The 14,843-nt window shown below is 71.5% G+C and carries 12 protein-coding genes; 6 read left to right on the top strand and 6 right to left on the bottom strand.

Annotated features, from left to right (window positions below; all coding sequences use genetic code 11):
- Positions 1-46 precede the first annotated feature (46 nt).
- Entirely contained in the window at positions 47-781 is a 735-nt protein-coding gene (locus tag ACFU8W_RS01385) for a (2Fe-2S)-binding protein (protein WP_384031155.1), read from the bottom strand.
- A gap of 210 nt (positions 782-991) precedes the next feature.
- Between ACFU8W_RS01385 and ACFU8W_RS01380 the strand changes: the two genes are divergently transcribed.
- Positions 992-2,230, top strand: coding sequence for a DMT family transporter (locus ACFU8W_RS01380; RefSeq protein ID WP_384031153.1), 1,239 nt, complete (start codon positions 992-994; stop codon positions 2,228-2,230).
- Here ACFU8W_RS01380 and ACFU8W_RS01375 read toward each other — a convergent pair.
- Positions 2,200-3,501 carry a transglycosylase family protein gene (locus ACFU8W_RS01375; protein ID WP_384031151.1) on the bottom strand — a complete coding sequence of 434 codons (1,302 nt, stop codon included), beginning with the start codon at positions 3,499-3,501 and terminating at the stop codon, positions 2,200-2,202. The two genes, ACFU8W_RS01380 and ACFU8W_RS01375, sit on opposite strands and share 31 nt — an antisense overlap.
- A 707-nt stretch (positions 3,502-4,208) precedes the next feature.
- Here ACFU8W_RS01375 and gndA point away from each other — a divergent pair.
- The 3 genes from gndA to ACFU8W_RS01360 all read left to right on the top strand — a co-directional run bounded on the left by gndA (position 4,209) and on the right by ACFU8W_RS01360 (position 7,666).
- The gene (gndA, locus tag ACFU8W_RS01370) at positions 4,209-5,651 is read left to right on the top strand and encodes an NADP-dependent phosphogluconate dehydrogenase (RefSeq protein ID WP_384031149.1); all 1,443 of its coding nucleotides are present in this window, start codon (positions 4,209-4,211) and stop codon (positions 5,649-5,651) included.
- Between the two features lie 144 nt (positions 5,652-5,795).
- Positions 5,796-6,869 carry a Dyp-type peroxidase gene (locus ACFU8W_RS01365; protein WP_384031147.1) on the top strand — a complete coding sequence of 358 codons (1,074 nt, stop codon included), beginning with the start codon at positions 5,796-5,798 and terminating at the stop codon, positions 6,867-6,869.
- Positions 6,869-7,666, top strand: a complete 798-nt coding sequence (locus ACFU8W_RS01360; RefSeq protein WP_345518534.1) for a family 1 encapsulin nanocompartment shell protein — start codon at positions 6,869-6,871, stop codon at positions 7,664-7,666. The genes ACFU8W_RS01365 and ACFU8W_RS01360 overlap by 1 nt, the downstream gene beginning before the upstream one ends.
- A 28-nt stretch (positions 7,667-7,694) precedes the next feature.
- Here the strand turns inward: ACFU8W_RS01360 and ACFU8W_RS01355 are convergent, their stop codons facing one another.
- Complete coding sequence (locus ACFU8W_RS01355) at positions 7,695-9,104, bottom strand: M64 family metallopeptidase (protein WP_384031145.1); 1,410 nt, start codon at positions 9,102-9,104, stop codon at positions 7,695-7,697.
- Between the two features lie 255 nt (positions 9,105-9,359).
- On the opposite strand from ACFU8W_RS01355, the gene ACFU8W_RS01350 reads away from it, so the two are divergent.
- Entirely contained in the window at positions 9,360-11,006 is a 1,647-nt protein-coding gene (locus ACFU8W_RS01350; protein ID WP_384031143.1) for a PucR family transcriptional regulator, read from the top strand.
- Positions 11,007-11,207: 201 nt separating this feature from the next.
- Positions 11,208-12,590, top strand: a complete 1,383-nt coding sequence (locus tag ACFU8W_RS01345) for a diaminopimelate decarboxylase (RefSeq protein ID WP_384031141.1) — start codon at positions 11,208-11,210, stop codon at positions 12,588-12,590.
- Positions 12,591-12,936: 346 nt separating this feature from the next.
- Here ACFU8W_RS01345 and ACFU8W_RS01340 read toward each other — a convergent pair whose 3' ends face one another.
- Genes ACFU8W_RS01340 through panD form a run of 3 tightly spaced genes read right to left on the bottom strand, consistent with a single transcriptional unit; the run spans position 12,937 to position 14,375 of the window.
- A complete protein-coding gene (locus tag ACFU8W_RS01340) occupies positions 12,937-13,569 on the bottom strand; it encodes an aspartate/glutamate racemase family protein (RefSeq protein ID WP_384031139.1) in 633 nt (210 codons plus the stop codon).
- Positions 13,569-13,922, bottom strand: a complete 354-nt coding sequence (locus tag ACFU8W_RS01335) for a GNAT family N-acetyltransferase (RefSeq protein WP_384031137.1) — start codon at positions 13,920-13,922, stop codon at positions 13,569-13,571. Before ACFU8W_RS01335 ends, ACFU8W_RS01340 begins: the two co-directional genes overlap by 1 nt.
- A gap of 27 nt (positions 13,923-13,949) precedes the next feature.
- Positions 13,950-14,375 carry an aspartate 1-decarboxylase gene (gene panD, locus ACFU8W_RS01330; protein ID WP_345518524.1) on the bottom strand — a complete coding sequence of 142 codons (426 nt, stop codon included), beginning with the start codon at positions 14,373-14,375 and terminating at the stop codon, positions 13,950-13,952.
- Positions 14,376-14,843: the final 468 nt, after the last annotated feature.

Here is a 14,843-nt window from a genome sequence, read left to right as displayed (position 1 = left end):
GCCTGCGACGCCGTCACGACGTCTCAGTCGGCGCGCGGTGTTTCGATCACCGGGGGGCGGGGTCCGGTGAGGGTCCCGGCCGACGGTCGAGGACGCAGTCCCCGCAGAGGCCCCCGCCCGGGCACCGGTAGTAGAGACAGCAGCTGCGTCTGCGGAATGCGGGGGTGTGCGGGGAGCCGGTGGTGCGCAGATCCGGGTGGTCGAAGAGTTCGGCGACCAGGGCGCGGGCTCGTTGGGCGACGTCCGGGCGGTGGTGGGTCCGCGCCCAGGCGATCAGTTCACGGAGCGCTCCGGCCAGGGCCGATCCCGCGTTGCCCCACAGCAGCCGCGGAGCCAGGTGTCCGTCCTGTCGGATCGCCTCCGCCAGCGGCACGAGATGGCCGAACTGGACGACCTCGCGGATCCGCTCCGCGGTGCCGGGCAGCGTGGCGACCGGCTCGTGCCACAGGTCGTCGGGGGCGGGGCGCCGCGGGTCCCAGTGGAGCGTGCCGGGGGACAGATCGGGAAAGCGTCCCGCGACGGCCGCCGGCCCCAGGGCCGTCGACCAGAGACGGGCGGCCAGGCCCAGGTGAGCGACGGACGCGGCAACTCTGCGCTCGGAAGTACGGAGCGCGGCGGCGACCACGTCGATACGGGCTGTGAGCGATGCCGTCTCCCCCGCGTACAGCCGGGCCAGTGGGCGGTGTGCACCGCCGGACACCGGTGTGCTGCGCAGAGCGAAGAAGCCGCCCACCGAGGCCACGTCCGACTGCTCGGTGCGCTGTTCCTGCGCGGGTTCCATCGATCACTCCTGGTGACGTCGCGGGCATCCCGGGTCCCACGGCTCGCCGTTCACCGTATCGCTGCGGGATGATCGTCCTGAGGCCCGTCGGGAGGAGGACTACCGTCGGGAGGAGGACACGCGGACCACTGCCGTACTACCAAAGCAGTACGTCGGATCGCAGTCTCAAGGACGACGACTCGGCGGCTTTGAAGGGCCATCGTGGTGCACATGAGTTTCCTCGCACTGTCGGTGCTGCTGTCACTGGTCTCCGCGGTCGCATACGCGGCCGGGGCAATCGTCCAGGAGCGCGTCGCCACGGCCGGAGACGGCCGCTCGCTCACCCCTCTGCGCAACCGCGTGTGGTGGGTGGCGGTGGCGTCGAACGGCGTGGGTGCGGTGCTGCACGTGCTGGCACTGGCGTACGGCCCCCTCAGCCTGGTGCAGCCGCTCGGTGCGCTGACCATCGTCTTCGCCCTGCCGATGGCTGCCCTCTTCGTGCGCCGCCGGGCCGGGGCGACTGCCTGGCGCGGCGCCATCATGGCGACGGTCGGCCTGGCGGGCCTGCTCGCGCTCACCGGCAGCGGCGAGGCGCACACGCTGGACGGGCCGGAGCAGTTCATGCTCGCGACCGTGACGTTCGGTGCGGTGGCGCTGCTCCTCGTGGTCTCGAAGGGCATGCAGAAGCCGGTGGTACGGAGCGTGGTGCTGGCCGGGGCGGCGGGTGTCGCGTTCGGTATCGCCTCCGTGTTCACGAAGACGGTGGCGATGGAGTGGACGTCGGGTGCGGTGGGCGCGGGACTGCCTTCACTCCTGGTGATCGCGGCGCTGGCCGGGTCCGGGCTGTTGCTGTCCCAGGCCGCGTACCGTGGCGCCGGCCTCACCGCTCCGCTCGCGACGGTGACCGTCGTGAACCCGGTGATCGCGGCGGCGGTCGGCATCACGCTGTTCGGCGAGCAGTTCCGGTACGGCACGGAGGGCACGGTGCTGGCGCTCGCGTGCGGCGTGGTGGCAGCAGGTGGGCTGATCATGCTGACGACGGAGCGGATGAGCGCGGAGCAGCGCGTGGAGCAGCGGATCCAGGCGATCGGCTCGGATGTGTCGGAGGTGGATGCCGGGGCTGCCGCGGAGGACGTCATCGAGGATGCCGAGGAGGGCGTGGAGAGCACCGCCGGCTCCGCCGGTGCGGTCGCGCTCGCGGGCGCACCGGCCGTGGATCGGCCGCAGGCGGAACCCGCCCGGGTCACACCCGCCGTGTCCGGCCCGGCGGCTGCCGAATCCTTCTCGTCGCTGCTCACGCCCCCGGCGACGGTGGTGCTGGGGAGTCGTCGGGCGGGGTGGATCGAGTTCGGCCCCGCGCCGCGGCCGCGCACCGTTTCGGGACGACGCGGTCCGGCGGCCGCCGGACCGGCTGACTCCGCGCAGCTGCCCGGCAGCGTTCAGACGCTGACACCGCCCGCCCTGAGGTAGGTCACGGGGTCGATGTCGGAGCCGTAGCCGGGACCGGTGCGAATCTCGAAGTGCAGGTGCGGTCCGGTGACATTGCCCGTGGAGCCCGAGCGGGCGATGCGCTGACCACCGCTGATGTGCCGGCCCTCGCGCACATGGAGCGCGGACAGGTGCGCGTACTGGCTGTACTTGCCGTCGCTGTGCCGGATGACGATCTGGTACCCGTACGCTCCCGCCCAGCCCGCCGACACGACCGTGCCGGAGGCAACCGCCTTGACCGAGGTGCCGGTGGGGACGGGGAAGTCGATGCCCGTGTGATACCCACTGGCCCAGGAACCTGCCTGGTGGTACGAGGTGCCGATGCGGGTCGCCGCCACCGGGGCGGTGAGCCTGGAGTGCTTCTCGGCCCGCTCGGTCTTCCTGGGCTGGGGCTTTGCGGCCTGGCGCGGCTTCGGCTCTGTCGTGCGGTGCGGTTTCGCCGCCTGGTGCTGCGGTTCCGCCTGTTCGTGCCTCGGTTCCGCCTGCCGACGCGGCTTCGTCTTCTGCTGCGGTCCGGTGGACGCGCCCGGCTTGAGGCCGGCCTTCGAAGCCGCCTTCGGGGTCCGGTCCGCGTCCAGGGTGAGCCGCTGGCCGGGGAAGATCAGGTCCGGGTCGTCGCCGACCACCGTGCGGTTGGCCGCGTAGAGATGCCGCCAGCCGCCTCTCACGTGCTCGGTCGACGCAATCGCGGAGAGCGAGTCGCCACGCGCAACGGTGTACGACTCGCGCTTGCCGGGCACCGTGGTCGGCGTGACGGGCGCGGGTGCCTTCTCGGCCTTCGGTTGCGCCTTCTTCGGGGTGGGAGTCCCCTTCGAGGAGGTGTCGACGGGACCGCCGGTCCGCTCCGCCTGCGGCTTGACGTCGGGGGCGTCACCGCCCCGTGTCAGGCCCGCCCGGGTGGAGCAGGTCGGCCAGGCACCGGGGCCCTGCGCCTCCAGTACCTTCTCCGCGATGGCTATCTGCTGTTCCCTGGTGGCCAGATCGGCGCGTGGCGCGTAGGCGGTGCCGCCGTAGGCCGCCCAGGTCGACCGGGTGAACTGCAGCCCGCCGAAGTATCCGTTGCCCGAGTTGATGTGCCAGTTGTCGGTGGACTCGCAGGCAGCGACCTTCTCCCAGACATCCGTCGACGCGGCGCCCGCCGAGGCAGCGCTGATGAGCGGGAGCGCGATGCCCGCACCGCCTGCCGTGACCGTCAGCGAGGCACGGTTGATGCGACTGGGCTGGTATTTGCGGTGCCGTCCGTTCGCGGCCATGACTAGGCTCCCCCACTGGCTTTAGGACACGTCGCAAGCGGCCAACTTATGGGCAGGCAAAGGGTGATGACAAGGGCTCAGCCACGAACCCACCCGTCACGCACGGAGCGGGTGCACCTCGGATCGCCGTTCGTCGGCAGGGGCGATGCCGGCAGAAGACGCTGGATCCCGCACGCGGGAGAGCGCGCCAGGAGAACAGGGGCACTGCCCTGGCACATGGCGGCGCTTGCACGGACAACTCCATGACAACGAAGGCCTGCACAGCGACTGTCGAGCCCGGCACGGCTCCCCGGCGCAGGCCCTCGGGGCGACGGCGACGCCCCGGGACGGGCCGGGTCTCCCTGCCCGGACGGCGCGGAGGCCTCCGGGTCCGCGCCGACAGGGCGCCGACGTAGACGGCCCCCGGCGCACCCGGCCCACGGCTCCGGGAGGCGAGCCGGGGCGGCGCACGGGTGACACTGCGGGCCCGGCAGTCGGGGCCGCCGACGCGACGACGGGCTCGTGCCCGTCGCCCGGACGGCAGGAGAACCTGCGCCGCGCCGAGGATCCCTGTTCCACCGGCCCGGTCCGGCCGGCTCCTCACCTGCCCGTACGGGCGTACCGCCGCGGCGGCGCGAACGGAGCGCGGCGAGGTGAACAGGCCATGCCCGCGTCCCGTATCCATACTGGTCGTCCCGGCATCCTCGACAGATTGCAGGAGCACACAGATGAGCGGCACTGCGCAGATCGGCGTCACTGGACTCGCGGTGATGGGCCGTAATCTCGCCCGGAACTTCGCCCGCAACGGCTTCACGGTCGCGGTGCACAATCGTACGTCCGCAAAGACCGATGCCCTGGTCAAGGACTTCGGCGACGAGGGCACCTTCGTCGCCGCACGCACACCCGAGGAATTCGTGGCGGCGCTGGAGCGGCCGCGTCGGCTGGTCATCATGGTGAAGGCGGGCGATCCGACCGACGCCGTGATCCAGGAGTTCGCCCCGCTGCTCGAGGAGGGTGACGTCATCATCGACGGCGGCAATGCCCACTTCGAGGACACTCGCCGCCGCGAGAAGGAGCTGCGGGAGCGCGGGATCCACTTCGTCGGTGTCGGTATCTCGGGCGGCGAGGAGGGCGCGCTGAACGGGCCGAGCATCATGCCCGGCGGCTCCACCCAGTCGTACGAATCCCTGGGGCCGCTGCTGGAAAAGATCGCCGCAAAGGCGAAGGACGGCACCCCGTGCACCACGCACATCGGCCCCGACGGCGCCGGGCATTTCGTGAAGATGGTCCACAACGGCATCGAGTACGCGGACATGCAGCTGATCGCCGAGGCGTACGACCTGCTGCGCCGGGTGGCCGGCTACTCCCCCGCGCAGATCGCCGAGACATTCCGCAGCTGGAACACCGGGCGCCTCGACTCGTACCTGATCGAGATCACCGCCGAGGTCCTCGCCCATACGGACGAGGCGACGGGGAAGCCCTTCGTCGACATCGTGCAGGACCGCGCCGAGCAGAAGGGCACGGGCCGCTGGACGGTGCAGATCGCGCTGGATCTGGGGGTGCCGGTCTCCGGTATCGCGGAGGCGGTGTTCGCCCGTTCTCTGTCGGGCCACGTGGATCTCCGCGAGGCCGCACCGGAGTTGCCGGGGCCGTCGGCCGTTCCCCTCACCGGGGCAGGAGCGGCAGCCTTCGCCGACCAGGTCGAACAGGCCCTGTACGCCTCCAAGATCGTCTCCTACACGCAGGGGTTCCACCAGATCCGGGCGGGCGGCGAGGCGTACGACTGGAACATCGACCTCGGTGGGGTGGCGGCGATCTGGCGGGCCGGATGCATCATCCGGGCCGCATTCCTGGACCGGATCCGCGCGGCGTACGACGCGCGACCGGGGCTGGTGAGCCTCCTCTCCGACCAGCAGTTCGCCGCCGAGATCGGTGCGGCGCAGGACGACTGGCGGGCGGTGGTCGCCGAGGCGGCGCGCCAAGGGGTGCCGACCCCCGGATTCGCCGCCGCGCTCTCGTACTACGACGGGGTGCGCGCCGACCGGCTGCCCGCGGCGCTCACACAGGGGCAGCGGGACTTCTTCGGAGCGCACACCTATCGGCGTACCGACCGTGACGGGTCGTTCCACACGCTCTGGGGCGGCGACCGGTCGGAGGTCTCCACCGGCTGACGGGGGCGGTCGCTCGCCCGGTCGGGTCACCCCGGGGTGCGGCGGGGCCGTACGTATGCGTAAGTAGCAGCGAGTACCGTCGGCTTCCCGCACCACCGGGATGCCCCCGCCGAGCTGTCGTCACCACCCACTCGGAGCCTCCGCATGCCCGAAGCCGTCCCGGACCCGGCCGCCGCCCAGCCCGTCGTCACGCCGCTGACCACCGCCGCCCTGATCCTGGTCGCCACGATCGAACCCGGTGGTGAGAGCTCCGTACGCGAGGTGCTGCCGGACCTTGCGGCGTTCGCCCGCTCCATCGACTTCCGGGTGCCGGACGCCGGGCTGGCCTGCGTGACCGGGTTCGGCTCGGACGCCTGGGACCGGCTGTTCGCGGGGCCCCGGCCGGCCTCGCTCCATCCGTTCCAGGAGCTGCACGGCGCGCGCCACCACGCCCCCGCCACACCGGGCGATCTACTGCTCCACGTCCGGGGCGAGCGGATGGACGCGTGTTACGAGTGGGCCGCCCGCCTGCTCGACCGGCTCGGCGGGGCGGTGACGGTCGTCGACGAGACGCAGGGGTTCCGGTACTTCGACCACCGGGACCTGCTCGGCTTCGTCGACGGGACGGAGAACCCGATCGGCGCCGGTGCACGGACGGCGGCGCTGGTGGGTCCCGCAGCCGACCCCGCCTTCGCAGGCGGCAGCTATGTCGTCGTCCAGAAGTACCTCCACGACCTGGCGTCCTGGAACACGCTGAGCACGGAGGAGCAGGAGCGTGTCATCGGCCGCACCAAGCAGGACGACGTCGAGCTGCCCGACGACATCAAACCCCCCAACTCCCATGTCGCGTTGAACACCCTCACCGCGCCGGACGGCACCGCGCGCGAGATCCTGCGCGCCAACATGCCGTTCGGCAGTTTCGAACAGGGCGATTTCGGCACGTACTTCATCGGTTATGCCGCCGATCCGGACGTGACCGAACAGATGCTCCGCAATATGTTCCTCGGAAATCCGCCGGGCACGTACGACCGCATTCTCGACTTCTCGACTGCCGTCACCGGCACCCTCTTCTACGCCCCCAGCGCCGACTTCTTCGACGCCCCGCCGCCGTCCCCCGCCCTGTCCGGGACCGAGTCCCTGTCGCAGCCGGCGTCCGCGCCGGTGGCACGGATCACGGTTCCGGCGGATGCGCGGGACGGTTCGCTGCATATCGGCAGCCTGCAAGAAAGCGCCCAGTGATGAACAACCTCCACCGCGAACTCGCCCCCGTCACGGAAGCCGCCTGGGACCAGATCGAGGAGGAGGCCCGGCGCACCTTCAGCCGTCACCTGGCGGGCCGCCGCGTCATCGATGTGACGGATCCGGAGGGACCGTCGTTCGCGGCGGTCGGTGACGGGCATCTGCGGGACATCGACCCGCCGACGCCGGATGTCATCGCCCGGGCCCGTACCTCGGTGCCGGTGATCGAGTGGCGGGTGCCGTTCACGGTGACCCGGGCCGCCGTGGACGATGTCGAGCGCGGCTCCGACGACAGTGACTGGCAGCCCGTCAAGGACGCCGCCCGGACCTGTGCGTTCGCCGAGGACATGGCCGTCATCGACGGGTATGCGGCGGCCGGGATCACCGGCCTGCGCGACGGTTCCTCGCACGCTCCGCTGCCGCTGCCCGCCGATGCGCGCGACTATCCGACCACGGTGAGCCAGGCGCTGACCCAGCTGCGGCTGGCCGGTGTGGACGGGCCGTACCGGCTGTTGCTCGGCGCCGACGCGTTCACCGAGGCGACCGAGACGTCCGACCACGGCTATCCGGTGGCCACACATCTCGCTCGGCTGCTGGACGACCAGATCCTCTGGGCGCCCGCCGTCGCGGGCGGTGTGCTGCTGTCCACCCGCGGTGGCGATTTCGAACTGCGCCTGGGCCAGGATCTGTCCATCGGCTATCGGGACCACGACGCGACGCACATCCGGCTCTACTTCCACCAGTCGTTCACGTTCCGGATGCTGACGCCGGAAGCCGTGGTCCCGATCATCGCCTGACGGCCGGGGCCGGGTCCGCGGCTGCTGCCTACCGGTGCCCGGCCGCCTCGACGGTCCAGGTGAGCGTGTCGGTGGCCAGGGCGCGGACCGCGGGGTCGCGGATGGCGTCCGTACGGTCCACGGACTCGGCGGTCACCCGGTGGCCGCGGCCGTCCGCGCGCACGCCGAGCGAGGCCGGGGTGACGGTGGTGCGGCCGCGGGCGGAGACGTTCTCGACACCGTCGACGTACCAGCGCAGATCCGTCCGCGCGAGACCGGCCGCCGGGCCGGACCCGTGTCCTTGGCCATCGGTGCTTCCCAGGCCGGCGAGGGTGACCCGGATCAGCTTGCCGTGCGTGATCGCGGCGCTTGTGTCGAGGGTGCTGCTCAGTGCGTTGCCCGCGCGGTAGAACCCGGCGATCATCGCCTCGCGTCCCGGCAGGTTGAACTCCGTGCTGGACAGCTCACGCATGAGCGAGGTCGAGGTCGGCCGGTAGATGCCGAGCGGATAGTAGGCGCTGCCTTCGTACGTGCCGACCGTCGAGCCCGTCGGGTCGCTCTCGCCCAGCCAGCGGTACCACTTGGCGCGCTTCTCGGCGAGCTGCGCGGGGGTGTATGTGGTCGAGTTGGGTCCGTCGGTCTCGCCGCCGGTCCAGGTGCCGTACGAGGGGTACGTGTACTCGTCGTCCAGGAGGCCTACCGAGTGGCCGATCTCATGAACGGCGATCATGCTCGACTTGGCGTTGTCGGAGGAGAGCGTGGACACGCCGCCGAAGGGATAGCCCTCGTCCTGCAGACCGGAGTAGCCCGCGCCGCCGTACTTGGTGGAGTTGGCGATGACGACGACCAGGTCGGCGGCGGGCGCCTCGGCCGCGTACGAGGCCACCTTGTCGATGTCGGCACAGACGAGGCGCTCGATGTCCCCGCACCAGAAGTAGCTGGAGAGCGCGGTGTCCTTGACGATGTCGGCGCCGGGGTCGCCGCTGATGCCGGACTCGTTGGAGACGGCGTCGACGGTCCAGACGTTGAACAGGTCCCGGTAGCTCCGGTACGGCTCGACGGCGGTGATGTCGGCCCACTTGGCGGTGGCATCTGCATGGAAATCGGCCTGCTGGTCCGCCGTGTAGCCATCACCGATGATCACGACGTCGAGCCGGTCGTCGGTCGAGCCGGTCACTTGCTGCCTGCCGACCGCACCGTCCAGGGCGGCCTCGGCGGCGCTCAGGGACGCGCCCGTGCTCCGGCCGCTCTTCCTGGGTGCGGTGGCCGGGACCTCGACGGTCTTCCCTGCGCCTCCCGGATCCGGGAAGTACTCGACGCGATGGCTGCCCTTGCCGTCGCCCCCGGTCGGGGCGGCCGCCGCGGGGGCGGCAGCGGCAGCGGTCGCTGCGAGCAGGCCGGCAACGGCAAGCGCCGCCACCGATCCGGTGGTTCGGCGCGTGGCCGGGCGTATGCGCATGTACAACTCCTTGAGGGGCTCCGACGTCGAGCGGACGCGCAACGGTGTGCGATCAGCTGCTAATCAGCGAATTAAATCGACTTAGGTCGACGCTTAACCTAGGGGTGGAAGAAGCACGGAACAAGACCCGGAAGCCGAGCGGCTGGTGATCGAATCCGGTCAATCGCCGCTCATGGAGCCCGGATCGGGCACCCTCGCCGACCGGACACCGGGCGTACTCCTGCTATCGGCCGGTCCCTCGTATGCTCGGTTCCCATGACGAGGCGCGACGTGCCCGAGCCGGAGCGGGAACCGCAATCCGGGGTCACGCTCCGCGAGATCCTGGCCTTCGACGACGGCGGCACACTCCGCCTGTTGCTCGCGCCCACCGACCACGTCGTCGGCGTCCGCGGTGTGGCCATCGGTGACGAAGGGCAGGCACAGCCACTCGACCGGCGCATCGTGCTGGCCGTCGGCCCGCCGGCCTCCTCCGCCTCTGCGGCGGGCCCGGTCCGTGAGGCCGCCCGGCGCGGCGCCTGCGCCGTAGTGCTCCGCGATACCGAAGGGGTGCCCGCGGCGCCCGAAGTACTGGCCGCCGCCGAGGAGTCGGGCATCGCCCTGCTCGCCCGTGCGGCCTGGGCCGACTGGACCGACACCGCGACCCTGCTGCGTTCCGCGCTCTCCTACGCCGAGGCGGGCCGGACCGGGGAGACGGCCATCACGGGGGACACCTCAGCCGGCGGGCTGGCAGCCCTCGCCTCAGCCATCGCCGAGAACACCGGGGGCTCCATCACCATCGAGGACACCCGCTTCCGGGTGCTGGCCCACTCCGCCACCCGCCCCGAGGCCGACGGGGTCCGCCGGTCCACGATTCTCGGCGGCAGGGTTCCAAAGTGGCGGGTCGCCGAACTCCGGCGCAGCGGAATCCTCCGTGCCCTGTGGACCTCCCGGGACGTCATCCACCGGGCCGCCGAAGGCGACAGCCCCGAGCGTCTGATCATCGCGGTCCGCAGCGGCTCCGAAGTCCTCGGTTCCATCTGGGCGGCCAGGGACGGGCGCGCACTGTCCGCGCAAGCAGCGGATGCGCTGCGGCGCGGAGCGGAGGTCGCCGCCCCTCACCTGGTGCAGCACCGGCTGCGCGAGAGCGGGGCCGTACGCCGGAGGAACCATGCGCTGCGCGGTCTGCTGTACGGACGTGGGGACCGACGCACCCACGCCTGGTCGCTGGGGCTGCCACCGGACGCGCCGTGCGCGGTCCTGGTGGTCGAACGCGACGGCGCGGCAGGGGCGTCGGGCGACCGCGTCCTGGATGTACTCGCCCTGCAGGCATCCTCGTACCACCCCTCGGCGCGCGTGCTGCGCGAGAGGGACCGACTGCTGGTGCTGCTGCCCGTCGAGCGCGACCAGGACAGGGAAGTGCTGCGTCTTGCACGCGAGTTGGACGCACTCGCCGTGTCGATGCCCGGCTCCGCCCCGGTCCGGGTCGGGGCTGGTCCCGTCGTGCCCACCGCCCTGCGGGCCGCCGCCTCCTGCGAGGAGGCGGCGCTGGTCGTACGGGTGCTGCGCAACCGCGCCGCGGACGGCGGGGAGCCTGAGCCCCTGCGGTACGCCGGGGCGGCCGAAGTCGGTGCCTCCCTGGACGTCCTGCGGGTCCTGGACGCCGTACGGCCGGTCTGGAAAGCGGGCAGCGGGCCGGTGCACGACCTCGTACGGTCCGACCTGGCGACCGGGGGCGAGCTGGTCCGCTCACTCGCCGCCTACTTCGACGCGTCGGGCGACGTCGGCCGGGCCGCCCGGAAGCTCGTCCTGCACCCCAACACCCTGCGGTACCGGCTGCGCCGCGCCCGGGAGCGGTACGGCGTCGATCTCGACGACCCCGACACCCGGCTGCTCATCACCCTCGCCGTCCGGCTGAGCGGCTAGGTTAGGAGGAGCTCACACAATGGGCGCCCGGCTTGCGACGCCTGGCACGCACGCTGATCGGACTCCCATGGTGTGAGCTCCTCCAAGGGCTGTCCCGTAATCCCCGATTCGTACGGTCGTTGGCCCTGCGGCCAAGGTCCGGCGCCGATTCTGTTCTGCTCGACAGAGACCTGTGGGGCCCCCATCACCGACTCTCGCCCTATGCCTCTCACCACGCCCGCTCCGGGCCCTTCGTCCTCCGCGCGTGTCGCCGCCGCGGTCCGCCACGCCGTCGGCACCGGGCTGCTCGGCGAGGGCCGGCCCGTCGCCGGGTTCATCGACACCGACGGGGTGCGCGCCTCGGTCGCCGCCCTCCATGACGCGTTCACCGACACGCCCGCCACCGTGCTGCACACCTTCGCCGCCAAGGCCGCGTCCCTCGTCCCCGTGCTGAGGCTGCTCGCCGACTGCGGCATGGGATGCGAGGTCGCCAGCCCCGGTGAGCTGAGGCTCGCCCTCGACGCCGGATTCGCACCCTCGACGATCGTCCTCGACTCCCCCGCCAAGACGCGCAACGAGATCCGTCAGGCGCTCGCGCTCGGTGTGGCACTCAATGCCGACGGCCTCGACGAGGTGCGGCGCATCGCCTCGCTGCGGCCCCGGAGCTCGGTCTCCGTCATCGGGCTGCGCATCAACCCACAGGTGGGCGGAGGCTCCATCAGCGCGATGAGCACTGCGACGCCGACCTCCAAGTTCGGCGTGGCGCTGCACGACCCCGGCGCGCGCGAGAGTGTCGTCCGGGCATTCGCCGAACACTCCTGGCTGACCCGCCTGCATGCCCATGTCGGCTCCCAGGGCTGTTCGTTGGACCTGATCGCGACCGGGGTCGCGGAGACGTACCGACTCGCCGAGGAGATCAACGAGACCCTCGGTGCCCGGCAGGTCACCAGCATCGACCTCGGCGGCGGACTGCCCGTCAACTTCGAGGACGACTCCGTACGGCCCACCTTTTCCGCCTATGTGGCGGCGCTGCACGCAGCGGCGCCGGGGCTCTTCGACGGCCGGTACGGGCTGGTCACGGAGTTCGGCCGGTCGCTGCTCGCCAAGAACGGCTTCATCGGGGCACTGGTGGAGTACACGAAGGACGCGGGCTCCCGCCGTATCGCGCTCACCCACGCGGGCGCGCAGATCGCCACCCGTACCGTCTTCATGCCCGAGTCCTGGCCGCTGCGGGTCGGGGCGTTCGACGCCGAGGGGCGCCCCAAGGACGGTCCGCCGCTGGTCCAGGACATCGCGGGACCGTGCTGTTTCACCGGGGACGTCGTCGCGCACGCCAGGGAACTGCCGGAACTGCGGGAGGGCGACTTCGTGGTGCTGTACGACACCGGCGCGTACTACTTCTCGACCCCCTGGTCGTACAACAGTCTGCCGAGACCCGCCGTATACGGTTTCAGCACGACCGGCGCCGGGAGCGACAGCTTGGGCGAGGAGACCGTGCGATTCGCGCCGGTGCGGGACGCCCAGTCGCTGGAGTCGATCGCCGAGGAGAGCGGGGCGGGACACGCCGACTCCCTCCTCGGAATCGGCCCCCATCACACCGAGTAGCCGTCCGGCCCTGACGCGTCATCCGGCGGGGTGGGGCGTGGGCTCCGGCTCCGGTACCGGTTCAGGGTTGGGCGACGGCGGCTGGGGAATCGGGTCCGGCGACGGACCGGGCGGCACCGGACCGGGTACCGGCGGGGCAGGTGTCGGCTCCGGCAGCGGCGAGGGCGGTCCGGGCGGAGGTCCGGGCGTCGGCGCCGGCGGCACGGGGTCGGGATACGGGTTGGTCATCTCGGGCTCCAAAAGTGCGGGCAGATCTCGTGTCCACCGTCTCCCGGAGCAGCTGCCCGCGCCTGCCGAGACCATACGTCCGGGTTCCGTGCCACCGGACGAGAACCCGTACGGCGGGTCAGTGTGCCGCCGCGGCCGCGGCGGCGAGCCCGGGCCGGGGACTGGAGAGGACCGGGATCCGCGTGGCCGTCCGGGTGACGGCATCGGCCATGGACGCCTGGGCCAGCACGATCACATCGGCATCCGCCACCCGGTCGGCGGCAGCGGCCACCAGCTCCAGATAGCCGTCACGGTCGCCGGCTTCGAACCGCGCCCATGCTCCCTCGACCACCACCGTACGGATGTCCGCGGCCCGATCACCCGCCTCCTCTGCCAGCAGGGCCAGGGTCGGTGCCAGGGTGTCCGCAAGCGCGGCGAGGACCACGACGCGGCCGCGGCCGACGGCGTCCGCCGCCATCGGCCGGTCGACCCGCAGGACAGGGACGCCGAGCGCCGCCGCGGCGGACTCGGCGACCCCACCGATCGTCGAACAGGTACAGAGCACGGCGCTCGCGCCTTCGGCGACGGCGCCCGCGAGCAGGGCCTGGATCTCCCCCTGCACCGCTTCGGGCCCCGCATCCCGGGCTCGGGCGAGCAGATCCTCGTACACGAGGTGGCGCAGGGCGAGACCGGGGTGATCGGTGTCGCGCAGCGCCTCGAAGACCGGGACGTGGACCGGGGAGGTGTGCAGAAGCGCGAGTGTCCCGGGCATCAGGACAGCTCCGGGTGGGTCTTCAGCTGTTCCTTCGCGCGCTCCACCAGCTCGGCCGGGGCCACAGGGGCCTGGTCGGGGTGGTTCTGGGCCCACTTCGCCGCGTACGAGCAGAGCGGGACGACAGGCACGCCCTCGCGGTCCGCCATGGCGTAGAACTCCTGGACCAGGGCTCCGGCGTAGCCCTTGCCCCTGTGCTCCGATTCGACGACGGTGTGCACGGCGACGAGTGCCGCGGGGGCACCGTCCATGACGAAATACGCGATGACTCCGGCGGCCACGTCGTCGACGAGACCGAGCAGATTGCCGTTCTCCCGGTCGTCGAAGAATTCGAGCGCGGTGTTCTCAACCATGACGGGGACTCCCTGGCGGTGGAACGGTCAGTTGGTGGCGGGCACGGCGTACGGGCTGCGCTCGGTGGCGGTGCCCGGCACGGGCGCGGAGGCGTCGGCGCCGAGCGCGACGATCCGGTTGTCCGCGTCGACGTGGACGATGCTCGGGGTCAGCGTACGGGCCTCGGCGTCGTCGACCTGCGCGTAGCTGATCAGGATCACGAGGTCGCCGGGGTGGACGAGGTGGGCGGCGGCGCCATTGATACCGATGACGCCGGAGCCGCGTTCGCCCTCGATGACGTACGTCTCCAGTCGGGCACCGTTGTCGATGTCGACGATGTGCACGAGCTCGCCGGGCAGAAGATCCGCGGCTTCCATGAGTGCGGCATCGACGGTGACGGAACCGACGTAGTGCAGGTCGGCCTGAGTCACGGTGGCACGATGGATCTTGGACTTGAACATTGTCCGAAACATGAAGAAACTCCCGCTTTGTCTGCTCCCTGCCTGCTTTTGCAGGTCAAGGGCGATCTTCGGAGGCTACATCGTTTCGCATGTGTGGTCAGCTGTTGTCAGGTGCTTGAGGACTCCCAGGCCCGGGCCGGCCGCCAGGACATGGACTTGAGCCGCGCACAACGGCAGCGGACACGTGTCGTGCAGCGTGACCGCGATCGCTACGCGGTGGCGTACGGTCCGCTTCGCGGGCCGTTCCCGGCCGGGCCGGCATCACCTGGTCGCCTTCGCGATGCGCCGCCCATGCGCGTGCCGCCGCACGACGCGTTGCCCTGGAAACCGCGCACCGGTCTCCACTGCTTCCACGCAATCAAGGCCCTGCGGACACCTTGAGGGCGCGGGTGTGACCTGAGGTGGGAGAACGCCGGCCGCGAGCCTGTTCCTGCGCCGGGCGGACCGTCGGTCACGGCCCGGCGCGCACGTCGTCCCGTA

This window comes from Streptomyces sp. NPDC057565 (assembly GCF_042801455.1).
In the GTDB taxonomy this organism is placed as follows: domain Bacteria; phylum Actinomycetota; class Actinomycetes; order Streptomycetales; family Streptomycetaceae; genus Streptomyces; species Streptomyces yanii.
Note: the sequence above shows the minus strand (reverse complement) of the source record. Positions and strands in the feature narration are given on the sequence as shown.